We start from the raw sequence: 26,056 nt of genomic DNA, 5'->3' as shown, positions 1-26,056 counted from the left end.
CACCCGCACCGCCCGACAAACCCGCCTGGCCATCGCCGACCACTGGCCCTGGAAGAACTCCCTGGTCACCGCATTCAGCCGGCTCGCCGCCCTGCCCCGACCCGCCGGCTGACCCCGCACCCCGTATTCCGACGAACACCCCGGAGGAACCCGGCTCCGCGCCGGGCCCTCACCATGCCCGAAACCCCGCCCACCCGCCGAACACCAGCCACATCGATCAACAGCGATGACTGACGGGCTTAGCGAAAGACGGAGGCTAAGGCCAGCCGCACGGACCGGTCGAAGACCGGCCCCACCCGGCACAAACCATCACGCCCCGCGCCCAGGCGACGCAGGACACCCTCCCCCGCCCGGCCCCACAGCCGAGCGGGCAAGCGTCCGGAGGGATACGCACCAACGGACCGGATAAGACTGCCCCGCGCGGCCCACCAACCCAGGGCATGAACATGATCAGCACACCCACCGTCGCACGAGGAGCCGCACCGGGCGCGGGATTCCACTTGCACGCCCACGCCTGCCCACCACGGTGGGAAACGATCCCGGAAACCCAATCCGACTCAGGATCACAAAGCTGACCAGGGACGCTTGGGCGGCCGTGGCGCTGCGTACTCGTACCTTGATGCGGTTGCGCTCGCCCTTGCTCATGCCGGCCGTAGAGGGTCATGACGAGGTCGTGGGCGTCGCTGCCCAGGTCGACGGCTCCGCCAACCTCGGGCACTCACAGCGCGACACCGTAGTGCTCGAACACGGGAAGGTGAGGCCGAACTGGTTGCCGTAGAAGGCGCGCTGTGGCTCACCCATTATCACAGCGTCGAAGCCGCGGCGTGGGTCGCGGAGCGGCGAGAGGGCGGGACGCCTCACGGCGGCGCTTCCGCGGTAGCGAGCGGGACAATCCGATGTCGAAGAACTCGGCGACCAACTGCGACCCGCCTGACTCATGTCGCACCAGATCCCTCCAGCGCTGACGAGTCGAGCCGACGGCTACGGCCGGCGGATGCTGCTGGCGCCAGCTTCCGGGGGCTTGCTGGCGGCTGGTCTCCTCGGCGATCTTCTCCTACCAGGCGCGGTGGTGCTCATCACTTTGTGCGTTGCAGCTAGGGCCGAGAGCTGATAGAAAGTAATCGCCGCCGGACTAACGACCATTACTTGGTTGCGGAAGGGATCAACATGTCCAAGAGAGGTCTCACTGCCGCCGTTCTGGCCGCCGCGGCGGTGTTCGGCTCGGCCGTCCCGGCCTCGGCGGCCTCGAGGCCGCTGTCCCATGCACGGATCGTCGCGCATTTCGATGTGGCCGCGGGTCAGCAGCCTGAGAACATTCTGGTCGAGCCGGGTGGGGTCGACCTGGTGTTCGCTGGCAGCTTCCAGGTGGTGCGGATCGGCAACGATGGCCGACGGCGTGTGCTGGCGACCCTGCCGGCACCTGACGACGGCGGGGTGAACACCCCGGGGATCGGTGTCGCGATCGCCACCGGGATCGCCCGCGGGACTGACGGTAGCCTCTACGTCGGCTACGCCGCAGGCGGCGACGACCTTACCGGCGTGTGGCGTATCCGTCCCGGTGAGAAGCCGGAACGGGTGATCCCGCTGACGGCAGCCAGCTTCCCGAACGGGATCGACGTCGACCAGCGCACCGGTGACATCTACGTGGCGGATTCGTCGCGCGGGATCCTCTGGCGGGCCCCGTCGGGTGGCGGTATCCCCGTCGTCTGGTCGGCTGCGCCGGAGCTCGCGCCGACCACCTTGTTCGGCGCCAACGGTCTCAAGGTGCACGACGGTGCCGTGTGGACATCCAACCGAGACCGCGGCACGTTGCTGCGAATCCCGCTCGGGCGGCATGCCGGCCGGGTAGAGACGCGGTTCACCGGGGCGCCCGGGATCGACGACTTCGCGTTCGCCGGTGACTCAGTGCTCGCCGCAAACGTCGGTGCCAACGAGGTCGTGCTGATCACGCCGGACGGCACCTCCAGCACAGTGCTGACCGGTGCCGACGGGCTGCAGCAGCCGACCGCCGTCGCCATCGACGGGCACACCGTCTACGTGACCAGTGCCGCGTACTTCTCGCGTCAGGATCCGAACCTTCTGGTTGCGCACCTGAACGGCAGGTAGTGAGCCACGATCCGCGGATCGGGTCGGCTTGCAACAGGCGTCCGAGTTGGCGTGTAGATGACGAGAGTGCCCTTCTAGGCTGCGATGATCGGGTTTGTCTAAGACCTGACCTTCGCGGCTTGGAAGGGCACTCTCGGTGCAACGATCTCATGCCTGGCGCGCGGACGGCGCGGCGTTCGACGAGGAGACCATCGTGTCGCACGCGGGCCTCGTGCCGGTACTGGAACTGGCCGAGCGGGCCGGCCGATGCGGGCAGATCAGCGTCCACGCCGACCGCCACGCCGCCGCCCTACGCCACCTCTTCAACCGGCTCATCGGCTGCCTACATCAATGCCTCACAACACGCCAGCTCTACGACGAGACCAAGGCATTCCCCACCCGAACCCCAGCCCCCGCTTGACCTTTGGAGAAACCCATGGCCCCTGGCGGGGCCACCCACAGGTGGGTGAAACTCGGTCGGCGGTGTCGCTCGCCGTCGCCGGTTCCGCTTGGTGCCCTTGCGGTGCCTGATTTGGAGAATGGTGTGGGAGTCCGTCCCTGGTATCCCAGGTTGTTGCCCCCGTGCACGTGTCTCAGTGTCATGAGTCTGTGACGGACTCTGCGAGCGATGCCGTCCCGGGTTGAGCCGGTCGGGACGAAGGGGTTCGTGTGGAAGTGTTGTATTCGCACGTCGCGGGGATCGATGTGCATAAGCGACAGGTGACGGTGAGTGTGCGTATCCCGGATCCGCGGCGTACGGTGCGGCGGGAGAAGACCAGGACGTTCCGCACGTTTTACGCGGACCTGTTGGTGATGGCGGCCTGGCTGGCCGAACAGCAGGTGACGCGGGTGGCGATGGAGTCGACCGGCCCGTACTGGTGGCCGGTGTACTCCGCGTTACGGGAGGCCGGCGGGTCGGGCATGGCGGTTGACGTGGTCAACGCCGCGCACGTCAAAGCGGTGCCGGGTCGTAAGACGGATGTGAAGGACTCGCAGTGGCTGGCCCGGCTGTTGGAGGTCGGGCTGCTGCGGGGCAGTTTCCTGCCGCCGGACGACATCCGCCGGATTCGGGATCTGACCCGGTATCAGACGAAGCTGACCGAGGAACGCAGCCGGGAGAAACAGCGGCTACTTAAAGTTCTGGAAGCAGCCGGGATCAAGCTGGACATGGTCGCCTCGGACACGTTCGGGGTGTCGGGCCGGTCGATGCTGGACGCTTTTGGTGGCCGGTGAGCGTGACCCGCACGTGTTGGCCGGGCTGGCCTGCGGGGTGCTGCGGAACAAGACCGAGGATCTGCGGTTGGCCCTGGCCGGCCGGTTCACCGCCCATCACGGTCAGATGATCGGGTTCCACCTGGCCCGGCTTGATCACCTCGACGAGATGATCAGCCAGGTCAAGGAGAAGATCGGCCACACCGGCCGTCCCGGCAGCAGTCGGCGGCCTGCCGTCGAGCCGTCCGGGCTGGTCGCGCCGTTCGCCGCACAGGTCCGGCTGTTGACCACCATTCCCGGCATCGGCGACCGGGTCGCGGCAGTGATCATCAGCGAGATCGGTGTGGACATGAGCCGGTTCCCGTCGGCGAAGCATCTGGCCGCCTGGGCCGGACTCGCACCGGGAAACAACGAGTCCGCCGGCCAGCGTCGCAGGGCCCGGCACCGCAAGGGCAACACCCACGTCCAGTCGATCCTCATCGAAGCCGCTCTGGCCGCGTCCCGGACCCGCACCCGCATCGGGGCAAGGTTCCACCGGCTACACCGCCGCTTCGGCGGCCGGGCAAACAAGACCGCCGCCAAGAAAGCCGCCTTCGCCGTCGCCCATACCCTCATCAAGGTCATCTGGACCGTCCTGGCCACCGGAAACACCTACACCGACCTCGGCCACGACTACTACACCCGCCGCGTCGACCCGCAAGCCCACACCCGGCGGCTGATCGCCCAACTCGAAGCCGTGTCCGGCAAGAAGATCATCCTCGCCGACCACGACAGCGACCACCCGAACAGCGGGAGTCCCGGCAACGGCGAAAGCGGTGAGGCCGCCGCCTGAAAGGCCCACCATCAGCGCACACATAGAGGCGGGAAGAGCGCCGACAAGGCCGTTTCCGGCGAAAGGTCAGCCCCCCGCAAGGGGCGACAACGTGGTCGCTCTTCCCACCAGCACCCAGCTTGCCGCACCCTGCCGCACCCCGGCAAGCCCCGTCACCACGCCCGGAAACCGCATGTCCCGGCTCCGCCGGGACGCTGCCGCACACGTGGCCAAGGTGTCCGAGTTTCGTCTCAGCGATCGGAGGTCTGGAAGATCCTGGCCAAGCTACGCCGCTGCCTGCGCCGCGCCACCGCGATCGTGCAGGCCATCCTCGTCCCTGCACCACGTCGAAGCGACCCGCCACGCAGGATGAAAATGGCTCTATGTTGAAGAGCATTACGCAAGCTGTTAGGTCTTGGCGCTCTGTAAAGATCTTTGGGATTTGGCTCATGTCGCGGGTACAGTGAGGGGATGAGTTCCACGGTCCCGCCGGAGGCGACGACGCTGATCGCGCTGCTGAACTCGCGGGCCCACGCCATCCACGCGGAGAAGCTCGACTCTCCCGAGCACGCCACAGAGGTGCTCCGCCGGCTCGGTCACGCCGGCATCGGGGTCTCCGCCGCACAGTTGGCAGAGCTGCGCGCCCTGCGGGCCGACCTGATGGCGGTGCTCACGGCCGAGCACGACGGCGAGGACCCCGCACCGTTCTGGGCCGCCTTCACCGCCCGAACGTCTGGTGTGACGTACCAGCAACAGTACGCGGCGCCGGCCCGGGTGAGCCTGGAGCAGGTCACCGGCGACCCGCTCGTTGGCCGCGTCGCACGGCTCACTGCCGAGCTCATCGCCTCTGGTCAGTGGACCCGGATGCGGCTGTGCGCCAACGACGTGTGCAGTTCGGTGTTCTATGACACCAGCCGGAGCCGCACCCAGCGGTGGCACTCCTACGAGATCTGCGGCAACAAGCACAACGTCGCGCGGTACCGGTCTCGCGCTCGCCTCCGCGCCGAAACGGACTAACGTGCGGGCTTAGCCGAGGCCGCGCCGGTCGTGGCCACTGGGTGTCGATGCCGAGCAGAAGACTGCTGGGTCGATCCATATCCTATGTCGGAACCCCTGCGGACCAGCCGCAAGGGCGTTCGATCGCCGCAAGAGCGAAGGCCTGCCGATGCGCGGCTGATTGGCCCGGATCGCAAGGCGCCGAATCAGGGCGTTGTGGTCATCGCGGGCCTCCTTGGGCGGGCTTGCCCTCTCACGATCAGCGCCACCGGCCCCGCGCGCCCGTGGGTCCACGGGCCGGTCACGGGCGCTAGGACGCGGGCCGAGTGGTCGGCCGGGCTCGCAACGATGTGTCCCCGGGGCGTGTGGAGGTCGGGTGTACCCCAGTGCACGGGTCACGCCAGGAGCCAGGGTGTTCCCTGGTGCGACGGGTCTGGGTCGTGGCGCACGCTCGTGATCGACGGCGATTCCGCTGAAAGGTCAAGGAGTGATGGGCATGAGCAGCATCGAGACCGGCAAGGCCGATTTCAAGCTCGGGGCGGTCGTGAAGATACTGATCGACGTCGCCTAACTGCGGCTGACGGTCCTTGCGATCGAGGGCGGGCAGACGGGGCAGCGCTTGGCGGTGACGCTCCCACCGAACCTCGTGCTGCGGCGCGTGGGCTACTCGCCGGGCATGACCGGCAGTAGCAAGATCGCCCACTACAGCTGCACGTGAAGACGGTCTACGGCTTCGTCTTCTATGCCCGCCAGGTGGCGCATCTGCGCGATGAGCAGAGCAATCGTGGACAAGGCCTTCCCGTCGATCACCATCAGCGCCGACGTGGTCCCCCATCCACCAACGGTAGACACTCCGACCAGCACAACATGGTCTAAATCTCAAAGACCTTTACACTGTCGGCGAGGGCATGTGTAATGGTCATTGGAAGTCGACGATTACACGCGACTTCTGTTCAGACCTTCGTTCGAAGTAGGAGCAACCCATGAGCAAGCTCATCCTCACCGCCGTCGGTGGCGACCCCGCCGAGACCGTCCGGCTGGACAACGAGCAACAACTGACCGTCGGCGGCGGGGACGTCCTCGTCGAGGTCGAGGCCGCCCCGATCAACCCGGCCGACCAGCTGTTCATGCTCGGCTGGTTCGGTGTGTACCCGCAGGTCCCCAACGCGCTGGGCGCCGAGGGCGCCGGTCGCGTCCTGCAGGCCGGACCCGAAGCCGACCAGACACTGATCGGACGGCGAGTCATCATTCTGCCGACCTTCGTCCAGGGCACCTGGGCGGACAAGGTCGTCGTCCCCGCCCGCAACGTCATCCCCGTCACCGACGACGCCGACCCGAAGCAACTGGCCATGCTGCCGGTCAACCCGGCCACCGCGTACGCCCTGCTCCACGACTACGTCGCGCTCAAGCCCGGCGACTGGATCGGGCTGAGCCTCGCCAACTCCGGCGTCGGCCAGTTCGTCATCGCCCTGGCCAAGCGGGCCGGCATCAAGACCCTCGCCATCGTGCGCCGGGACGATGCGGCCAAGCAGGTCCAGGCCCTCGGCGCAGACCTGGCAGTTGTCGCAGGGGAGAACCTGGGCGACCGGATCGCCGAGGCCCTCGCCGGGGCGAAGCTGCGGGTCCTGTTCGACGGCGGCGCGCAGGACCTCGGCGAACTGGTCCGCGCGGTCGAGGACGGCGGCACGGTCGTCACCTACGCGGCGGTCACCGGTCAGCCGCCCGTCCTGCCGCTCGGCGACCTCATCTACCGGGGGATCTCCCTGCGTTCGTTCTACATCCTCAACTGGATTCAGCAGACCCCGCGCAACGATCTCGAGCGGATCTACACCGAACTGGCGGAACTCGTGGCCCAGCGCGTGATCAGCGCAACGGTCGAGGCCACCTATCCGCTACGCCAGTACCGGGAGGCGCTGGCCCACGCAGGGCAGCAGGGCCGCTCCGGCAAGGTCCTGTTCGTTCCCGGCCAGGACGCGTAGGGAACCACTTCTACGCCGTCGCCGATCGACGCATCCCGGCCTGGTAGCACGATGCGTCGATTGGCGGCGGCCCCGATCGATCACCACTCGCTCAGCTGGAGGAACCTCTCATGACGCCTGAATTCCCGCAGACGGGAAACACACCAGCTCTGGACCGCCGCAAGATCCTGCGGTACGCGGCCCTCGGGGCCATGGCCGTTCCCGCCGGCGCTGTCCTGCTCGACGGTTCGGGGGCGCGGGCCGCCGCGACGGGAACAACCGACGGGCTGCCCGACTACGCACCCATTCCTCCCGACGCACTCGGCCCGGCGCTCAACGCGAACGGGTACTACGTCGGCCAAATCGGCGAGAATCTTTTCTGGGTGACCGATTCCATCTACCAGACGATGTTTCTCACCACGCGCAAGGGGGTCGTGCTGGTCGACGCCCCGCCCGGCATCGGCCACAACCTGATGCGCGCCATCGAGGATGTCACCCGCGCCAACGGCAGACCGAGCCGGGTCACCCACATCATCTACTCGCACTACCACGCTGATCACATCAGCGCCGCTGGCCTGTTTTCGCGCGTGGAGCGGATCGCGCACGCCGAGACCCGCAGCCTGCTCAAGTTCGCGAACGATCCCAACCGCCCGCTGCCGACCACCACGTTCGAAGACCGCTTGGTGCTTGAGGTCGGCGGCGAACGGCTGGAGCTGGCCCACCACGGGCCGAACCACTCGCCCGACAACATCTTCATCTACGCCCCCGAGTACCGGACGCTGATGGTGGCCGACGTCCTCTTCCCCGGATGGACACCATTCCTGAACCTCGCCGTGGCACAGAACATTCCTGCCTGGATCCACGCGCAGGACGTGGCGATGAGCTACCCCTGGAAGACCCTCGTCGGTGGACACATCGGCCGTCTGGGTACCCGCGAAGACGGTGAACTCCAACGGCGGTACATTGCCGACCTGCAGGCGAGCGCCCGGGCGGTGCTCGACACCCTCGACATCACTCCGTACTACCTGCGCTACGGCACGCAGGGCAACCCGTGGGGCATGGTCAACGAGTACTTCAAGGAAGCGGTACGGCAGACCTCGGCGCCGGTGGTCGCCAAATACACCGGAAAGCTGGCCGGGGTCGACGTCTTCACCGAGTCGCACGCGTTGGTCCTGTTCGAGTCGCTGCGCATCGACTGGGGCGTGCTCCGCCCCCTCGGCATCCACCCCTGACCACACCGGCCGTCCGCCCACCTCCGATGAAGTTCTCGTGCCCGCCTGTGAATTGGTCGGCGTCGGCAGGCACGGGGCGTCCGGACTTCCCCGCAGCCTACAGTCGATGCGATGTTTGCGGGGTTTTCGGCGTCCTGCCGGCGGTCTAGCTGACGACCGCCGGCGGGACACCGGTTCCCGGCGGGGAAAGACCACCGGGCGGGGATGCCCCCGATCGGGATCAACTCCTCGTACATGGTGATGCTGTCGCATCGAAGGGCTACTGCGGTGATCCGCGAAGCGATCCTGCGAACCACCGCCTGACCTGACACCGTGCGGCAACGGCCGGCCCGGCAACGGCGCCGGCCGGCCGACCCGCCACATCACCCCATCCCTCCACCTGACAGGAGAAAAGCCATGGCCGTGATCGACGGAATCCTGGACTCGGCGGACCGCAAGGTCACCGGTGAGGCGTTGCAACAGACGCTGGCCGATCTGATCAACCTGGGCCTGCTGGCCAAGCAGGCACACTGGAATCTCACCGGCCCGCACTTCCGCAGCCTGCACCTGCAGCTCGACGAACTTGCCGACCTCGCCCGCCGGTCCGCCGACGAGGTGGCCGAGCGGGCCGTCGCCGTCGGCTTCAACCCGGACGGCCGCGCCGCCACGGTGGCCGACCAGTCGGCGCTGCCCACCCTCGAGCACGGCGACATCGAGGAGGGCACCGCGGTCGAGATCATGATCGACGCCCTGTTCGCCCTGACCCGCACGCTGCGCCAGGCAGTGACCGACACCGCTGCCGCCGACCCGATCTCACAGGACCTGCTGATCGGGATCACCGCCGCCGTCGAACAGCAGCACTGGCTGTTCCGCGCCCAACGCTGAACTCGGCTGTCGCCCGACCCGGAAGGAGGCCGTCATGACCACGTTGCTCACCCCGCGCACCGACATCCGCCGCGCCAGCGACCGATTCAAGACCGACATCGCCTGGCTGGACAGCAAGCACTCGTTCTCCTTCGGCCGGCACTACGACCCGGCCAACACCCACCACGGGCTGCTGCTGGTCAACAACGACGACATCGTCCGCCCGGGCACCGGGTTCGAGACCCACCCGCACCAGGACATGGAGATCGTCACCTGGGTGATGCGGGGCGCACTGGTGCACCAGGACTCGACGGGCCACAGCGGCGTCATCTACCCGGGCCTGGCCCAGCGGATGAGCGCCGGCCGCGGCATCCTGCACAGCGAGAAGAACGACGCCTACCGGCTGGAGACCGACCGGCCCCACGAGGACGTGCACTTCGTTCAGATGTGGGTCGTCCCCGACGAGTCCGGCATCACGCCCGGCTACGAGCAGCTGGAGATCGGCGACGAGCTGCTCTCGGGCCGCCTCGTCCCGGTGGCCTCAGGAATGGACCGGCACGACGGGTCGGCCGCGATCCGCATCAGGAACCGGTACGCCGCGCTGCACGCCGCTCGACTACAGCCCGGGCAGAGCGTCCAGCTGCCCGACGCGCCCTTCCTGCACCTGTTCGTGCCCCGCGGCACGGTGCGGCTGGAAGGTTCCGGGCCCCTGGCCACCGGTGACGCCGTGCGATTCACCGCCACCGGCGGGCAGCTCGTGACCGCCGTGGACCCCGCGGAGATCCTGGTCTGGGAGATGCACGCCTCCCTATCCGACGAGAGCTGACGGCCGCGGTGTTCCCACCAGCCCCGCCGGACGTGGACGAGAACCAGGACCCGGCAACTGGCCGACGAAGACGCTCCCACCCGCTACCAAGGAGACCAGCACAGGTGGATGTCAGCATCACCGACGTACCCGAACGTCGACGGTACGAGGCCAGGGTCGACGGCCAACTCGCGGCGATCGCCGAGTACCTGTCAGCCGACGACACCGTCGTCTTCACCCACACCCAGACCTTCGACGGATACCAGGGCAAGGGCGTGGCGAGCGCGCTGATCCGCAGCGCGCTCGACGACGCACGCCGCAAGCAGCTCTCAGTGCTCCCGGCGTGCTCGTTCGTCGCGCAGTTCGTCCACCGGCACCCGGAAGACTACGCGGATCTGATCCAGGACCCGTCAGCCGGACGGTCAAGGACGCAGGCAGATTCCGACTGACCCGGTCGACGCCGCCAACAGCGGCTCCCGCATCGCCCACCGCGCGTCGACCAACCATGTGCGTGGCCTCCCGCCCCCCAGGGCTGCGCAGTGCCAACCACCTGCCTGATCGCAGCGAAATCGGCATCCGGACGCGCCCGGTCGGCAGTGACGAGACGCTGGCGCCCGGGCGCCGACAGGCCAGCCTGCAACCGCCACGCTGTCCGTTACCGCAGGTAAGGCATGTGGTATCAGCGCATGCGCACTCATAACGCGCATCGATCCCCCTCGGACACCAGCAATCGTGCGAGGTCACGGGAGCTCATCACCCTGGTGGCTCCCGATGAGGCCACCGCGTAGCACTCGTACAGACGCCATCGATTGGGGCTCTCGGCGCCACGCGCTGAGAGCGGCGTAGGGGCGAGGCGTTGCGTTCGAGCCGCAGGCGCTCCAGCGGAGCCCCTGCCGCGCCTGGCGTGCCCATCTCGGACCGCGTCTTCCGGGCATCGCGATCTGGCCAGAGGCGTCAGAGCTCGCCCGCGAGCATGCGGTCCTTAACGGAGGTTATCGACAAATCATGCTCGGGGCCGAGCGGGAATCTGTCGGCCCCGTGATTCCGCGTGCATACCCGGTATGCAATGCTGGCGCTGCGCATCGATATGGCTCCCATCGATGAAGGCCTCTCGAAGGAGGAAAGGTTGTTCCGAAAGAGAAGGAAACTGGCCGGCCTCGGCCTCGTTGGCGCCCTCGTGCTCAGCGCGCCAGCGGCAGCGGCCGCTGGTCCCGCCGCGACGCCGACCGGCCAGCCCGCTGACCGGCCCGGATATGCGACGAGCGGTCGTCCGGTCACCGTCACCCTGCTCACCGGTGACCGGGTCACCGTCACCGCCACCGGCAAGGCCGCCGTGCGGCCCGCACCGGGTCGAACCGGCATCGAGTTCCTGGTCGGCCGGGACCGTGGCCACCTCAGCGTGGTGCCGCGGGACGCGCTGCCGCTGATCCGCTCCGGCCGGGTCGACCGGCGGCTCTTCGACGTCACCGAGCTGGTCTCGTCTGGCTACGACGACGCCCGGCGCGACACGCTTCCGCTGCTGGTGTCCTACCAGAAGGGACGGGCCCGAAGTGCCGCCGCGGTCGCCGGCACCCGGGTGACCCGCGACCTGCCCGCGATCGGCGGCGCGGCCCTCACCGCGGCGAAGGTTGACGCCGGCGCGGTCTGGCGGACCCTGACGGCCGGGCGGTCCGGCGCCCGGCCCGACGCGATGGGGGGTGTCGACCGGATCTGGCTCGACGGCAGGCGGAAGGTCACGCTGGACCACAGTGTGCCGCAGATCGGTGCGCCGGCTGCCTATGCCGCCGGCTTCACCGGCAAGGGTGTCACCGTCGCCGTGCTGGACACTGGCGTCGACGTCACCCACCCCGACCTGGCCGGCCGGGTCGCCGAGTCGCGCAACTTCAGCGCGGCCCCTGACACGGACGACACGGTCGGGCACGGCACCCACGTCGCATCGATCATCGCGGGCAGCGGCGCCGCCTCCGGCGGGAAGTACCGGGGCGTGGCTCCGGACGCCACCCTGCTCTCCGGCAAGGTCTGTGAGAACGAGGGCTGCCCCGACTCGGCCGTCCTGGCCGGCATGGAGTGGGCCGCGGTGGAGAAGCGGGCCACCGTGGTCAACATGAGCCTCGGCGGTTCGGACACTCCGGAGATTGATCCGTTGGAGCAGGCCGTGCAGACGCTGACCGCACAGACCGGCACCCTCTTCGTCACCGCGGCCGGCAACGCCGGCTCGGACAGCTCGGTCGGGTCGCCGGCCTCCGCCGACGCCGCCCTCGCCGTCGGCGCCGTGGACCGCGATGACGCGCTGGCCGATTTCTCCAGCCGTGGCCCGCGCGTGGGCGACGACGCCCTCAAGCCGGACATCACCGCGCCCGGCGTCGACATCGTCGCCGCCCGGGCCGCTCACGGCCAGATCGGCGACCCGGTGGGGGAGAAGTACGTCTCCCTCTCCGGCACCTCGATGGCCACCCCGCACGTGGTCGGCGCGGCGGCGCTGCTCGCCCAGCAGCACCCCGGCTGGGTCGCCGGGCAGCTCAAGGCGACCCTGATGGCCTCGGCGAAGCCGCACCCGGACCAGACGGCGTACCAACAGGGCGCCGGGCGGGTCGACGTAGCGCACGCCATCACCGAGTCGGTGACCAGCGAGCCGGCGAGCGTGTCGTTCGGCCGTACGCTCTGGCCGCACGAGGACGACGCGCCGATCGAGCGGACGGTCACCTGGCGCAACTCCGGGCCGACCGCGCTGACCCTGGACCTCAGCACCGAGGCCACCGGGCCGGGCGGGCGCACCGCGCCGGCCGGCATGTTCCGGTTGAGCGCTCCCCAGGTCAGCGTCCCGGCCGGTGGCGCCGCACAGGTGACCGTCACGGCGGACACCCGGCTCGGCGGGGTGGACGGCGACTGGACCGGCCGGATCGTCGCCCGCTCCGGCGCCACCCTCGCGGTCACCCCGCTGGCCGTGCACCGCGAGGTGGAGAGCTACACGCTGACCGTCAGCCACCACGACCGGAAGGGCACCGCCCCCGAGTCCTACTTCACCACCCTGGTCGGGCTGGACGGCGAGCGTGTGATCGATGTCTACGACGCCGACGGCGAAGCCCAAGTGCGTGTCCCCAAGGGCGTGTACGGCCTGGCCGCCATCGTCTTCGAGACCGACGCGCAGGGCGAGCCGTCCGGCACCACCATGCTGGCGCAGCCGGAGCTGACCGCGGACAGGGACATGACGCTCACCGTCGACTCCCAGACCGCGAAGCCCGTCCGAACCACCGTCCCGCAGCGGGACGCCACGCCGGCGCTGATCGACCTGTCGGCGAACTGGATCACTCCGAACGGCGACGGCTTCGGCCTCGGCCTGTGGTCGTCCGACTTCGCGGGGCTGACCACCGCCCACCTCGGCCGGACGACGACGGCGGACCGCTTCGTCTCCTCGGTCAGCAGCCAGTGGGCCGACGTGACGGTGCCGGTCAGCCCCTACCTGTACGCGACCAGCGAGGTGCTGCCGGGCCGGTTCCCGACCGGCTACGTCAAGCACTACCGGCAGCGGGACCTGGCGACCGTGGTCCAGCGGTTCCGCGGCGGCTATCCGGGGCTGGATGCCGAGCGGCAGGTCTTCCCCGAGTCCGGGTTCAACAACGGCGGCTCGGCGATCATCCTGCCCACCACCGTGCCCGGCCAGCGGGTCGAGCACTACAACACCGCCGGGATGCGCTGGACCGGGGAAATCGACTTCGGTGAGCGCGACGACGAGGGCCGGCTGAACCCGAAGGTCGCGCTCTCCTCGAGGCCGACCGGCTACCAGCCCGCGCGGACGGTCCGGGAGGACTGGAACGCCGCGCCGTACGGGCCGTCCCTCCCCACGCCGCGCCAGGCGGCAGACGGCATCACCCGCAACGGCGACACCATCACGGTCGCGCTGCCGCTGTTCAGCGACGCCGCCGGGCACCCCGGCGGGTCGCTCACCGACACCCAACGGACCGCGCTCTACCGCGACGGCACGCTGGTCGCGGAGCAGCCGAACGGCGGGTACGGCGAGTTCGAGGTGCCCCCGGGCGCGGCGAGCTACCGGGTGGAGACCTCCGCCACTCGCGGCTTCACCGACCTGAGCACCGAGGTCTCGGCAAGCTGGACCTTCCGGTCCCGGCACGTCACCGGCGACGACTGGCTCCGGCTGCCGGCGATGGCGGTCCACTTCGCGCCGCCGCTGGCCGTGGACAACAGCGCCCCGACCGGGCGGACCTTCACCATCCCGGTGACAGTCGAACGGCAGCCCGACGCACCGGCCGCCAAGGTCGCCAAGCTCACCGTCGACGTCTCGTACGACGGTGGGAAGACCTGGCGGAAGGCAGACCTGCACAAACAGGGCGCCGGCTGGGTGGCCGTGGTCTGGCACCCCGCTGGACCCGGGTACGTCTCGCTGCGGGCCACCGCCCGGGACAGCGCCGGCAACACGGTGACCCAGCGGATCATCCAGGCGTACCGCCTGCGGTGAGCCGCCCGTCCGGGTCCGCGGTCTCCCCGCCGCGGGCCCGGACGGCGGTCGGTGGCAAGGTCGTGCGATTCGATACCAGTGACTTTCCGATGGAGCGTGGAGGTCGATTACGTCACCGTGTACCGGTGGGTGCGGCTCGACCGGACCGGCCGGGAGAACGGCATGGTGAACCGGCTCACGCAGCCGCGTCGCCCGCCACCACCGGGAAGGTGCACTGGCAGTCTCAACGACAATGCAGCGCACGGACACGGTGGCCGGAAGCTGATCATGCGACGCGCCACTTCTGGTGAACCTGGCCGTTGCAACTCCATATCTGTAGCGGTGCGCCGATGTAGGTGGCAAAGTCCTTGACTTCCACGCACTTGTCCGCCTGCGAATAGACGAGGTCGTTGGCCGCGTTCAGGACGAACCTTTGGGCGGCGCTGCCGGTGCAGCTGGCGAGCAGGACCTTTGTCCCGTCCGCCGTTGCCCACTGGCCGCAGTTAGGCACTTGCCCATCGATCGAACCGTGCCGTCCGCCGGAAAGGTCCACCGCTGCCGGGCAGCACCTGTGCAGTCCCACAGCCGGAGCTGGACGCCCCCAGAAGCGTTGCTGGACTGGGCGTCGATGCATCGGGAGCTGCCGATGCCGATGATCGCTCTTCCTGGCACGGCGGTAGTGGTCTTCGTTGGCGGGGATGGCGGTGGTTGGGCCTGTGGCGCGCTGCGCGGCCCGCCCCCCGCCTGGCTCGAAAGGGCTGGTCCGGGCGTCGGCGGGGGGGTTGTCGGAACGGGCTGGGCGGTGCCTGTTGCCGGCACCACCGGAGTGAGCGGTCGCACCGCCAGATCGGGCCCGGGGTTCTCGCTGGCTTGCGGGTCATCGGCCCGGAAGCCGGCGAGGCTGAGAAGCGATGCGGCGAGCACCGCCGCCGCGGCGACCAGTCCCGTCGCCGCACGCCGCGGCAGCCGCCATGACTTGTCGAGGTTGTTGTCGGAGTCGGCATCGGTGGCGGTGATCGGCTCGTGGATATCGACACCGGCGGGTATCAGTTCGTCGGCGCTGGCAGCGTCCGCCGGTGTAGGCGTCGAAGCAGGCGTGGTGTCGTCGCGCGAGGCGGTGCTCGGCGGGTACAGCATCCGGACAACCGTCCGCTGTGCGCCCGGGACAGTTACCCAGGACTGCTCGTGGGCACCGTCCTGTGCTGCGCGGGTCAGCAGCTCGGCGGCGATCTCGGCGCTGATGCGCTGCGCCGGGTCCCGGCGCAGCAAGCCGGTCAACGCCGGACCCAGCATGCCCGCCCGTTGTGGCGGTGGCGGCGGTTCGACCGCGAGTGCGGCGATGGTCGCGACGGGTGTGGAGCGGGCGTACGGTGGGTGTCCCTCCACTGCGGTGTACAGCGTCGCGCCCAGGGACCACAGGTCGGCGGCCGGACCGATGCTGCCGTCGGTCGCCCACTCCGGCGCCAGATATGACGGGGAGCCCATTATCAGTCCCGACTGAGTGATGCGTGGGTCGCCTTCACCGATGGCGAGGCCGAAATCGGTCAGGACGGCGCGGCCGTCCTCGGCCAGCAGCACGTTTGCCGGCTTGATGTCTCGGTGCAGGACTCCGGCCTGGTGAGCGGCCATGATCGCGGCGAGGACATCGAGCCCAATGGATCCTGCTCGATGCGGGTCGATGGGACCCTCCTCACGGAGCAGGCCGGCGAGTGAGCGCGATCGGACCAGTTCCATCACGACCCAGGGGTCCTCGCCGCCGAGTACTACATCGTGCACCCGCACGATATTGCGGTGGTCGAGCTGGGCCGCCGTCCGCGCCTCGCGCAGTGCGCGTGTCCGTGCCGCTTTCCGCTCGGTGCCGGTGACGGCGTCCGGCAGCAACAGCTCTTTGAGCGCTACTTCTCGGTGTAACACCTCGTCATATGCCCGCCAGACACGACCCATGCCACCCTGACCGAGCAGCTCGACAAGCTGGTAACGGCCGGCGATCTTCTGCCGGTCGGTCATTCGCCGTCACACCCCACATGTAGGCGTTTCGTTATCAAGGGACAGCGCTTGGTCACTGTGCATCGGGAACAGCACCAGAACAACAAGCTGCGCGCCCGGGTCGAGAACAGACTGCGCTCCCAGTCCGGATCAATGATCCTGCCTTCCTGCCTTCACAAGGTTCCCTTCCCGAGCGGATGCAGGTCCGCGCCCGCTGCGCCCTCAGCTGGCAGGCAGCCCAGGACAGGCAGCGGACACCTGTTAGTCACAACGTAGAGAACGCCACGGGGGCTCACCGACGCCGGAAACGGTGAGATGAACAACTGGTGCAGACACTGACCCGGCGCGGGCGGAGTGCCTGCCGCATCCCCAGTTGCGGCACGGCGACGCCACCCGACCCTCGGGTGCAGCCGGTCCCAGCTGCAGGCTTGCTCGGTGCCGTAACGGCTGGTGGGTGTGGTGGTGTTGCGGCGCAGGCCAGGTGTCGGGGTCGTCCAGGCGGAATCTTGGGTCCGTGTTTGGGTGGGCGGCCGGTCGAACGTCAGCCGGGTGATGTCGTAGCCCGGTGTCGGCGACGATCAGGATCTCAGGACCATCGTGGCGCCAGTGCCCTGCGACGATGAGGCGGTTGACGACGTCGCGTAGCTGGGTGGCGGTCACGGCGGTGGCGTCCTCGGCCCGGGTGAGCCGTTGTGCGTCCAGGATCGCCGTCAACGAGGTGCGGCCGGACTCCAGCGCGGCAACCATCGAGTACGGCCATCCGGGAATCATCTGGGCCTGACCTTCGCCCGGCCGTAGACGTGGCAGCACAGCCGGTCCGCCGAGGTTGACGCGTCCGGGCGCAGCCAGTTGGTGACGTCGCGCGCGAGCACGATCCGCCCGTCCGCGGTGCGCGGTAGCGGCAGGCCGGCCAGCCTCACCCGCAGCCGACCGATGTCGATGCGGCCACTGTTCAGCCCGTCGTACAGGGCGCCGTGACCACGCCGGTGCTCCGCCGCAAGCGACAGGTCGACCAGGCTGTGCGCCGGCCCGCCGGTGCACAGGGCCGTATCGGTCAGCTCGAACAACGCGTCCGCCCGGCGCACCAGGCGCTGATAGAAGTCCCAGCGAAAGCCCGCCAACACCGCCGCCGCATCACTCGCGGGCGTGTCGAGTAACACCAGCCCAGGCAGGTAGCCCACAATCGTGCCGCCGCCCCGGCCTCCAACGCGGGCAGCCGCGGCCACGGCCACCGTCCAGTCCTTCGCGTCCTTGCCAGGGAACCGAAGGATCATCAAACAGTGGCCGGCTTCCGTCTCCACGACACGCAGAGTCCATAAAGGGACTACCACCCTGCAGAGACGCGCGGGTTAAAGAAGGTGCCGACCAGGGTACGGGCCAGGGTATTCCCCGGGTTCGATTGACCTTCCTCGCCCCTAACGATACGAACCGGGCGTGCAACCGGCGGCTAGTTCACCAGGGCGCCGGAACCAGGAGGGAGGGTCGCAGTCGTGGACACCACACTGGTGACCGATGGACCGCCGGTTGCTGAAGCTGGCCGGGCCAACGGCTTCCGTGACCAAACAGGGATGACGAGGAAGCGCGCGGGTGACGCGAGTTCATCGGGCGACCGATGAACCGGTCGAATCCGTATGACGGATACGTCGTCGGTCGGCTTCCGGATTCTGAATGGTGGGACTTCGGAGGACATCTCTACGGGCTGGAACCGCTTACCTTGCCCATGGACGCCCTGCAGGACGCCGACGACGTCACCGGCGGTGCCGCAATGCACGGTGCCGCGCTGGAGTCCAGCCGCCAGCGGCTGCTGACCGGCCATGCGCCTGGCAACATCGGGGCACAGGAATCCATTGATTCATTGGAGCAAGTATTTTGGTTCCGGTGGATAGTTGGGCATCAGACCACGTTCATACTCTGGCAGCTGCTCGCACGTGCCTTGTCCAAAAGAGCAGTTGATGCCGACGGCCGCGAGCAAGATCTACATCGAGAGCGTTGCCTTGTTCGGGGCTACTCGGCAATGTTGCTCTACGCCGGCTCGTGCCCGCGGGAGGTCTATCACAAAGTCATCAGGCCCAGCATGGCGCGCCAGCATCCGGCATTCAGCGGAGCCTGGGCACGCGACTACGGCAACGTCCGAGCGCTGCTGCGTGGCCGTGAATCCGTACACGGCGGAGATGCTGCTGTAGCGCTGCTGCGGGAATGCAGGCTCAACAGGCACATTCATGAGGGCATCGCGGCAAAACTCGTGCCTTCGGCACCGTCGCTGCTGCAGAGCACGGCAGGGCACGGAATGGTCGGGCAACTCAGCACTCTGCGCGTCTTGTACGACGCCTATTTCATGACCCTGCGTGCCCAGGTTCCGTACGATTTGGTGGTGCTGCAGTTATTCCGAAGACTGCATGCCATCAGGCAGGATCTTGCTGCTCAGACTCTTTATGTGCCAATGACCCCCAGTGAGGCGGAAAAGCCGCAGGCCTTGTGGCGGCCTGATGTGGTGGCCTGCGAGCGATCGATGCCGGAAATTCTTGGAGATATCGCCACCGCCGCGCTCGAGCCAATGATCCGCACGGCATGACACCGCTTGCGGCGAGGCGCCCAGGCGAACACCAACAGGGGTGGTTGACAGTGAGCAAGCGAGTATTGATCGCAATACCGCACCCGACGCCGAATGGCGATCTGCATCTCGGCCACCTCGGAGGGCCATTCCTGTCAGCAGACGTCCTGCGACGACGATTGCAGACAGCGGGCACCCACGTTGATTTTGTCACCGGTTCGGACGATTTCCAGAGCTATATCGACCTACAGGCGGTCCGCGACCGCAGGTCCACACAGAGCGTTGCGGCCGAATCGGCGGACAAAATCGAGGAAACCCTCCGTCTGGCTGGCATGGCACCGGATTTTTTCCTGCGCCCCTCCCGCTCCCTTCTGGTGCAGAAGATGATGCGCCAAGCGCTTCGCCTGCTGGTAGATCGCGGTGTGATAGCGATGACCGAACAGGAGTTGCCATATTGCGAGACGGATGAGCGCTACCTGTACGAGGCATTCATTGTCGGCAGGTGCCCGTATTGTGGTTCCAGCGCGGCCGGCAACGTGTGCGAGGAGTGCGGACGGCCAATTGACTGCGTGTTGGTCCGGCATCCGCGATGTGCGCTGTGCGGTGCACCTGCAACACTAAGGACGGGACGGCGACTAACATTGCCCACCTCGCTTCTCGGCGGCCAGCTCCTTGAGTATTGGCAGGATGTACAGATGCCTGCACATATGCGGGCGCTCTGCATTCGTATGGCAGCTGAGGGTCTACCGGAACTACCAATCACACATCCGGATACGGCTGGCGTCTCGCCTGACATCCCTGGATGGGCGGATCAGCGCATCACAATGGGGCTCGATTGCGCAATATACTTCATGGTTTCTGCGGCGATGGCGCAAAGCGAGAAGGGGGAGCATGGCGCGCCCCGGACTCTGAACGACCTGTGCATGCGTTGGAATAGTTATAGCGAGATCATCGCCTGCTTCGGGTTCGACAACAGCTACTTTCTGTCGGTGGTTTTTCCGGCCATTTGGCTGGCGCTCGGCCTGCGTCCACCCAGCCGCCTTGTAGCCAACGAGTTCCTCCGACTGGACGGGAGAAAATTCTCCACGACCAGGCGTCATGCCATTTGGGGAGGAGAATTCCTGGGCCGGCAAGACCGTACAGCCGTGCGCGCCTTTCTCGCTTATCGACGGCCGGCTACAGAGCGGACAAATTTCACGATAGGGGAATTCGAACGATTTCGTGATCAAATTCTCGGCATGGAGTGGCAGGGCTGGCTCGACCATCTGCAATTGGCGGTGACACGAGACTGCGGAGGCGTTGTTCCGCCCGAGACACAGGCGACGCCCGACCACGAAAGATTCGCAGTCCAAGTCAACCAGATTGTCGCCTACGGCGCGTCGGGACTCGAAGCGGGGTCTTTCGCACCTGAGCTAACTATGCGTGCACTAATTGAGTTGGTGCGGCTAGCGTCTTCCTTCGGCAAATCTCAGAGCTATCTCGTCGACGCACCAGGCGCAACGGATACTCTGACCACTGCCAGAGCATACGAGTTGGGCGCCCTAGGCGCTTTCTGCCGGCTCGCGCACGCTATTCTGCCCGACACTGCTGAAGGTTTGGCCGCAGCGCTGGGCCGAGCAGGCGCCAACCTGGCTGCCTTGGATGATGGCTTCCAGCTCCTCGAGCCTCATGTGCCCCTGAAAATCGAGCAGCTTCAGGCTTTCTGGCGACAACCGCGGGCCATAGCAGTCCAATCATGGGACAACTGGTGATGACCTCGAGGACCATCATTTACGGTTGTGCCATCGCCACGGTCGACGCCAGTGACTCGGTCATCGACAGTGGCTATATCGTCCTCGAAAACGATCGGATTCGCGCAGTCGGGTCGGGAGCTCCTCAAGATCTCAACGGTCGGCTGATCAATGCGTCAGGCTGTCTCGCAACACCCGGTTTAATCAATACCCATCACCATCTCTACCAATGGCTGACACGTGGTCACGGTCAGAACTCAGGATTGCTGGAGTGGGTGAACGAACTGTGGCCGTTGTGGACGAGGCTGGATTCCGACATGGTCTTTGCGGCCGCACGAGCCGCATTGGCGATGCTCGCCCTCTCCGGCTGCACGACGACGGCCGACCATCACTACATCTTTCCATCCCGCAGCGAAAACATGCTGCATTCAACTATAGAAGCCGCCCGACATATCGGTGTGCGCCTCCATGCCGTGCGTGGGTGCATGGACATAGGTCGTAGCCGGGGAGGGCTACCTCCGGATGAACTGACCGAGGATCTCGACACTGTGCTAATCGCAATAGAAGGTGCGATCGACCGCTTTCATGATCCCTCCCCGAATTCCAAGATACAAATCGGAGTAGGACCACTCGGACCACTCGCTGCGTCACAGCAACTGATGACTGAGACAGCAGAGCTGGCGCGCGCGAAGGGTGTTCGACTGCATACCCACATAGCTGAGGAGCGCGAGGACGAAGCCTTGGTCGTCGCTCGTTTTGGGCGAAGCTCCGTAGAATATCTCGACGAACTTGGTTGGCTGGGAAACGACACCTGGCTTGCGCACTGTGTACAACTTGGCAAAAGCGAGATAGGCCGCCTCTCGCGAACCCGAACCTCGGTAGCCCACTGCCCCAGTTCGAATGCCCGACTTGGCGACGGAATAGCCCCTGTCTCCGACCTGCTTGCAGCCGGAGTAACCGTCGGTCTTGGCGTTGACGGCGCCGCATCACAGGAAGCAGGACAATTAGCAGCCGAGATGAAACAGGCACTCTACTTGTCCCGCCTCCGCGATGGGCCTTCAGCCCTCCGTCCAGCAACTGCGTTGAGGCTCGCGACCCTTGGCGGCGCCTCGTGCTTGGGCCGCCATGGCGACCTCGGATCCCTTGAGCCGGGAAAGCTAGCCGACATTGCATTGTGGTGGCTTGGCGACCTCGGCCATGCCGGCATGCGTGACCCGGTGGCGGCCCTCGTCCTCGGCCCTCCGGCGACGTTGGAGCTGTTGCTCGTTGGCGGAGAACCGATCGTTTCGGCAGGCCGCCTGGTGACACAGACCGAGGACGACATCGTTCGGCAGGTGGAGCAAATGGCCCTACGCCTGCACGGATAGCGTCTAACCGCCGCCAACACCGACGATGCCCACCGGCTGCAGTCGGACGCCACCGCGACGGTCAAGCGACAACGTGGCAGCCATCGTCCGCGTGATCGGCAACTCGCCTCGGTCTTTCGTACGCCCAGCTGACCTGGAGGTGAGTGTGTCGCTTAACTGCAGCTGTAAGCGCGCCATGCAGCGAGTACCATGCCCGCGCCGTCAGTGACGACGTGGTGCTTCGAGCCGGTCTTGCCGGAACCCCGCTCGATCGGTACGGTGCCGACGCCGCGGCGGCCGGTGCCCCGAGGACACCGGCCGCCCCGACGGATTCCGTCCTACGGCAGCTCCGAGGGGCGGTGGCTGGTCATGCCGTCCGCCGTGTGCACGATCACGGTGAGGCGGTCGACCTCGCCGCCCTCGGGCCCCGGCCACCAAGCCGCCCACCAGCCGGCCTCCACGCTGGCCTGCATGACCCGGCCGTTGTCGAGGCGGATCTCGACGCCGGTGACGCCCGGGCCCACCAGGCCGACGATGTTCGACATCATGCCCTCGCCGCTACCCAGGGAGCTCATCGTCTCCAGAGTCACCGTGCCGGCCGGCTGTGCCGGCAGCGGGCCGTCGTCGAGCAGGCCCATCGCGGCGAACTGGTCATCGCCCACACTCAGGCACTCGACGACCGTGCCGGCCTTGCGCACGATGAGCAGCGTCGCGACCCCGCGCTGCTCGGCGAGGAGCACGTCGTCCGGGTGTGGCGACGACGAGCGGGCCCCGACGTCGCTCGCGGCGCACGCCCGCGCCTGCGGCAGCACCTGCTCGCCGGTGCGCGAGCTGGGCACCGCCGTCCAGGACGCGACCGCCCGCTCGGCCGTGCCGGGCAGCAGTGCCGGCACGGCCACGGCCCCGACAGCGCCCGCCGCCACCGCGGCGGCACCAACGGCCAGCCAGCGGCGCACGGGCCGGTGGGCCGCCCGCCGGGTGACCTCGCCGGCGATCACCCGGTCCACGAACGCCCGCGAGCGCGTCCACTCCATGTCGGTGGGCTCCCGCCCCCGCGCCGGGTCCAGCACGGCCAGCGATTCGAGGTTCTTCATGTCCAGGTCCTTCATGCTTGCGTCCATGACTGCTGCTCCTTAAGCGAGTACGGGCGAGAAAGGGGGCGGGTGCCCGATTCGGGGGGCTCCAGGGCGGAGCGCAGCCGCCGGCGCGCCCGGCCGAGCCGCATGGCGAAGGTCGACCGCCGGCAGCCCAGGACGGTGGCGGCCTGCTCGGCCGTCAGGCCGTCAAACGCGACCAGGGCCAGCACCTCGCGGTCGGCCGCGCTCAGCGCGCGCCAGGCGCGCTCCAGGTCGATCCGCACCGCAGCGCCCGCGGCGTCGTCGCCCCGCTCGGACGCGCCGAGCGACTCCAGCCGAACGTCCAGCGCCCGGCGCCGTAACCAGCTTCGGGTCTGGTTGGCCATGGTGTTGCGGGCCACCGCGAACAGCCACGGCCGGGCGTCGTCCGGCAGGTCGTCGAAGCGCCGCCAGGCCGTCAGATAGACGGTCGACACGACGTCCTCCGCCTCGCCGGGCGGCACCCGCCGCTCGACGAAGCGCAGCAGGTCGGCGTACGTGTCGCGGTGCAGGGAACGGAAGCGCTCCTCGCGAGCCCCGCCGGGTCCTCTCATTCGGGTACTCCAAGGTGATACATGCCCCCTACCTGTCCGGCTCGGCGGAGGCTGTCACACCCAGGATCCAGCCCGTGTTTCGTAGGGGCCTGCTGGGTGGTGAGAAGAGCCGGCGTGGCGGTGATCGATAAGAGAGGAGGTCCCCGGTAGATCGGTTAGCGACCAAGCAAACCGAAGACCGACCGGAGACCTCGTGCCCAGGGTAGCGGCAGCGAGGCGCCACGATCTCACCGACGCTCAGTGGGCAGGGCTGCGGCCCGTCCTGCCTGCGGAGCCGGGCCCGGGGCGTCCGCCGCGTTGGACGAAACGGCAGACCATCGACGGGATCCGGTGGCGGGTCCGGACCGGGACGCCGCGGCGGGATGTGCCCGAGGTGTATGCGCCCTGGCAGACCTTGTGTCGCTGGTTCCGGCGCTGGCAGCGTGACGGCACCTCGGCGAAGGTCCTGGCAGGGTTGCAGGCCAGGGCAGACGCGGCCGGAAAGATCGACTGGACGGTGAGCGTCGACTCCACGATCAGCCGCGCCCACCAGCACGCGGCGGGCGCCCGCCGAGACGGCCACCTGCAGAAAGAACCGCCGGGCGGCCTTGCCACCCAGCCTGCCGATCACGGGCTGGGCCGCTCCGGGGCCGGTTCACCACCAAACGCACCTGGCCTGCGAGCAGGGCCGCAAGACCCTCGCCGTGGTGATCACCGCTGGGCAGCGCGGAGACAGCCCACAGTTCAGCACCGTGCTGCAGCGGATCAAGGTGTACCGGTCGGCGGCGGCCGACCCCGCACACGTCCCGACCTGGTCCTTCACGACAAGGCGTACACCAGCCGCGGCAACCGCGGGTATGCCCGCCGCCGAAAGATCCGGGTCTGCATCCCGAGCAAGGCCGACCAAGACGCCCACCGTAAGGCCAAGAGATCCAAAGGCGGACGGCCGCCCGCCTTCGACCCCGCCCACTACCGATCGCGGCACACCGTGGAATGCGGCCTCAACCAACTCAAACGCCCCGCCGGGGCCGTGAGTCACATCGACGCCTGGGCGAGGTCGTCGACGAGGCGTGCTACCGGGCGATGGACGCCAGCGGCGGCCATCCGTCGCCGGCAGTTCGAGCACGAGGCGGTCACAGCCACGCTGGACACCGGTCGACCGCCAAGCCGCTTACCAGGAGACTGGCTCGCTCCGTTCGGCCTGCAGGCAGCGGCGGCCGGCAATGGTGCTCATACCGGCCGCCGCTGCCCTCAGATGCGGTCAGGGCTTGACGAGGACCTTGAGGGCCTCGCGAGCGTCCATCGCGCGGTACCCGTCCGGCACCCCGTCGAGGTCGACGGTCCGGTCGAACACCTTCCCCGGCTCGATCTTCCCGTCGAGGACATCGGGCAGCAGCTCGCTGATGTAGGCGCGGGCCGGAGCGGGGCCACCGGTGAGAGTGATGTTGCCGCCGAACAGGCTGGCGAACCCGACGGGAGCATGCTCGTACTGCGGGATGCCGACCCGGCTGATCACGCCCCCGGGCCGCACGACGCCGACGGCCTGCTCGTAGGCGTGCATGTGCCCGACCGCTTCGAGCACCACGTGGGTGCCCCGGCCGCCGGTCAGGTCGCGGACCTTCGCGATGCCTTCCTCGCCGCGCTCGGCGACGACATCGGTCGCGCCGAACTCCCGACCCAGGTCCGTGCGCGCCTTGTGGCGGCCCATCAGAATGATCTGCTCCGCGCCGAGGCGCTTGGCCGACAGCACCGCGAGCAGCCCGACCGCGCCGTCACCGATCACGGTGACGGCGGTGCGCGCGTTGACGCCGCCCTTGACCGCGGCATGGTAGCCGGTGCCGAACACGTCCGACAGCGTCAGCAGCGAGGGAATGAGCGCGGAATCCGCGGCGACGGGCAGCTTGACGAGCGTGCCGTCGGCCAGAGGCACGCGGACCGCCTCGCCCTGGCCGCCGTCGACGTCACCAGTGGCCCAGAACCCGCCGTGCGGGCACGAGGTCTGCAGACCCTCCCGGCAGTACTCGCAGGTCCCGTCGGAGTAGGCGAACGGCGCCACAACCAGGTCGCCCTTACGGACCGTGGTGACCTCGGAACCGATGTGCTCGACGACCCCGATGAACTCGTGACCGATACGCGCCGGCCCGTCCGCCGGGGACATCCAGCGGTAGGGATGCAGGTCGGTGCCGCAGATGCAGGCGGTCGTGACCCGCACCAGCGCGTCGGTCGGCTGCTTCAGGACTGGGTCCGGTACCTCCTCGACCCGGACGTCACCGGCGCCGTAGATCAGCGTTGCTCGCATGGGTTCCTTCCCTCCTGACCGTGGCGTTCACGGCGTTCGTGCGCTTGCCCCAGCAACAGGCCCCTCTCTTCCGGGCGCGGGAGAGTGCCTGGTGGTGAGGC

At 68.0% G+C, this 26,056-nt stretch carries 19 protein-coding genes and 3 pseudogenes; 16 read left to right on the top strand and 6 right to left on the bottom strand.

Going from position 1 to position 26,056, the window contains the following annotated elements:
* Positions 1-1,212 precede the first annotated feature (1,212 nt).
* From A6A27_RS33265 to A6A27_RS33220, 12 genes and pseudogenes are all read left to right on the top strand, one after another.
* The gene (locus A6A27_RS33265; RefSeq protein WP_241825572.1) at positions 1,213-2,106 is read left to right on the top strand and encodes a hypothetical protein; all 894 of its coding nucleotides are present in this window, start codon (positions 1,213-1,215) and stop codon (positions 2,104-2,106) included.
* A 136-nt stretch (positions 2,107-2,242) separates the two neighbouring features.
* Positions 2,243-2,506 carry a hypothetical protein gene (locus A6A27_RS47800; RefSeq protein WP_443190023.1) on the top strand — a complete coding sequence of 88 codons (264 nt, stop codon included), beginning with the start codon at positions 2,243-2,245 and terminating at the stop codon, positions 2,504-2,506.
* Between the two features lie 248 nt (positions 2,507-2,754).
* Entirely contained in the window at positions 2,755-3,318 is a 564-nt protein-coding gene (locus A6A27_RS43665; RefSeq protein WP_143194293.1) for an IS110 family transposase, read from the top strand.
* Entirely contained in the window at positions 3,308-4,129 is an 822-nt protein-coding gene (locus A6A27_RS33255; protein ID WP_143194292.1) for a transposase, read from the top strand. Before A6A27_RS43665 ends, A6A27_RS33255 begins: the two co-directional genes overlap by 11 nt.
* A gap of 243 nt (positions 4,130-4,372) precedes the next feature.
* A pseudogene (locus tag A6A27_RS43660) lies at positions 4,373-4,481 on the top strand (IS5/IS1182 family transposase); the annotation flags it as partial.
* 98 nt (positions 4,482-4,579) lie between these two features.
* Positions 4,580-5,125 carry a CGNR zinc finger domain-containing protein gene (locus A6A27_RS33250; RefSeq protein ID WP_073838625.1) on the top strand — a complete coding sequence of 182 codons (546 nt, stop codon included), beginning with the start codon at positions 4,580-4,582 and terminating at the stop codon, positions 5,123-5,125.
* Between the two features lie 962 nt (positions 5,126-6,087).
* Entirely contained in the window at positions 6,088-7,083 is a 996-nt protein-coding gene (locus A6A27_RS33245; RefSeq protein ID WP_073838624.1) for a zinc-dependent alcohol dehydrogenase family protein, read from the top strand.
* Positions 7,084-7,193: 110 nt separating this feature from the next.
* Positions 7,194-8,294 carry an MBL fold metallo-hydrolase gene (locus A6A27_RS33240; RefSeq protein ID WP_073838623.1) on the top strand — a complete coding sequence of 367 codons (1,101 nt, stop codon included), beginning with the start codon at positions 7,194-7,196 and terminating at the stop codon, positions 8,292-8,294.
* Between the two features lie 396 nt (positions 8,295-8,690).
* Positions 8,691-9,158, top strand: a complete 468-nt coding sequence (locus A6A27_RS33235) for a Dps family protein (protein ID WP_073838622.1) — start codon at positions 8,691-8,693, stop codon at positions 9,156-9,158.
* A 34-nt stretch (positions 9,159-9,192) separates the two neighbouring features.
* On the top strand, positions 9,193-9,963 hold the full coding sequence (locus A6A27_RS33230; protein ID WP_073838621.1) for a pirin family protein: 771 nt from the start codon (positions 9,193-9,195) through the stop codon (positions 9,961-9,963).
* Positions 9,964-10,067: 104 nt separating this feature from the next.
* Positions 10,068-10,391: a GNAT family N-acetyltransferase gene (locus A6A27_RS33225; RefSeq protein WP_073838620.1), complete on the top strand. Its 324-nt coding sequence runs from the start codon at positions 10,068-10,070 to the stop codon at positions 10,389-10,391.
* A gap of 677 nt (positions 10,392-11,068) precedes the next feature.
* Positions 11,069-14,416, top strand: coding sequence for a S8 family serine peptidase (locus A6A27_RS33220; RefSeq protein WP_073838619.1), 3,348 nt, complete (start codon positions 11,069-11,071; stop codon positions 14,414-14,416).
* Between the two features lie 265 nt (positions 14,417-14,681).
* On the opposite strand, the gene A6A27_RS47795 is transcribed toward A6A27_RS33220, so the two are convergent.
* From A6A27_RS47795 to A6A27_RS47790, 3 genes and pseudogenes are all read right to left on the bottom strand, one after another.
* Complete coding sequence (locus A6A27_RS47795) at positions 14,682-14,906, bottom strand: RICIN domain-containing protein (protein WP_158074107.1); 225 nt, start codon at positions 14,904-14,906, stop codon at positions 14,682-14,684.
* The gene (locus tag A6A27_RS44585) at positions 14,816-16,402 is read right to left on the bottom strand and encodes a serine/threonine-protein kinase (protein ID WP_073838618.1); all 1,587 of its coding nucleotides are present in this window, start codon (positions 16,400-16,402) and stop codon (positions 14,816-14,818) included. The genes A6A27_RS47795 and A6A27_RS44585 overlap by 91 nt, the downstream gene beginning before the upstream one ends.
* A gap of 240 nt (positions 16,403-16,642) precedes the next feature.
* Positions 16,643-17,655 (bottom strand): annotated as a pseudogene (locus tag A6A27_RS47790) (transposase).
* 446 nt (positions 17,656-18,101) lie between these two features.
* Between A6A27_RS47790 and A6A27_RS33200 the strand changes: the two are divergent.
* From A6A27_RS33200 to A6A27_RS33190, 3 genes are read left to right on the top strand one after another with little or no spacing between them, the layout of a single operon-like run.
* Positions 18,102-18,953, top strand: coding sequence for a hypothetical protein (locus A6A27_RS33200; RefSeq protein ID WP_073838616.1), 852 nt, complete (start codon positions 18,102-18,104; stop codon positions 18,951-18,953).
* A gap of 50 nt (positions 18,954-19,003) precedes the next feature.
* On the top strand, positions 19,004-20,683 hold the full coding sequence (locus tag A6A27_RS33195; protein ID WP_158074105.1) for a class I tRNA ligase family protein: 1,680 nt from the start codon (positions 19,004-19,006) through the stop codon (positions 20,681-20,683).
* A complete protein-coding gene (locus tag A6A27_RS33190) occupies positions 20,668-22,029 on the top strand; it encodes an 8-oxoguanine deaminase (protein WP_241825571.1) in 1,362 nt (453 codons plus the stop codon). Before A6A27_RS33195 ends, A6A27_RS33190 begins: the two co-directional genes overlap by 16 nt.
* Positions 22,030-22,346: 317 nt before the next feature.
* On the opposite strand, the gene A6A27_RS33185 is transcribed toward A6A27_RS33190, so the two are convergent.
* Complete coding sequence (locus tag A6A27_RS33185; protein ID WP_143194290.1) at positions 22,347-23,129, bottom strand: hypothetical protein; 783 nt, start codon at positions 23,127-23,129, stop codon at positions 22,347-22,349.
* Positions 23,114-23,677, bottom strand: a complete 564-nt coding sequence (locus tag A6A27_RS33180; RefSeq protein WP_073838613.1) for an RNA polymerase sigma factor — start codon at positions 23,675-23,677, stop codon at positions 23,114-23,116. The genes A6A27_RS33185 and A6A27_RS33180 overlap by 16 nt, the downstream gene beginning before the upstream one ends.
* A gap of 193 nt (positions 23,678-23,870) precedes the next feature.
* Between A6A27_RS33180 and A6A27_RS33175 the strand changes: the two are divergent.
* A pseudogene (locus tag A6A27_RS33175) lies at positions 23,871-24,710 on the top strand (IS5 family transposase); the annotation flags it as partial.
* 207 nt (positions 24,711-24,917) lie between these two features.
* Here A6A27_RS33175 and A6A27_RS33170 read toward each other — a convergent pair.
* On the bottom strand, positions 24,918-25,955 hold the full coding sequence (locus A6A27_RS33170; protein ID WP_073838612.1) for a zinc-dependent alcohol dehydrogenase family protein: 1,038 nt from the start codon (positions 25,953-25,955) through the stop codon (positions 24,918-24,920).
* Positions 25,956-26,056 lie beyond the last annotated feature (101 nt).

The organism is Micromonospora sp. CB01531 (genome assembly GCF_001905095.1).
Taxonomy (GTDB): domain Bacteria; phylum Actinomycetota; class Actinomycetes; order Mycobacteriales; family Micromonosporaceae; genus Micromonospora.
Note: the sequence above shows the minus strand (reverse complement) of the source record. Positions and strands in the feature narration are given on the sequence as shown.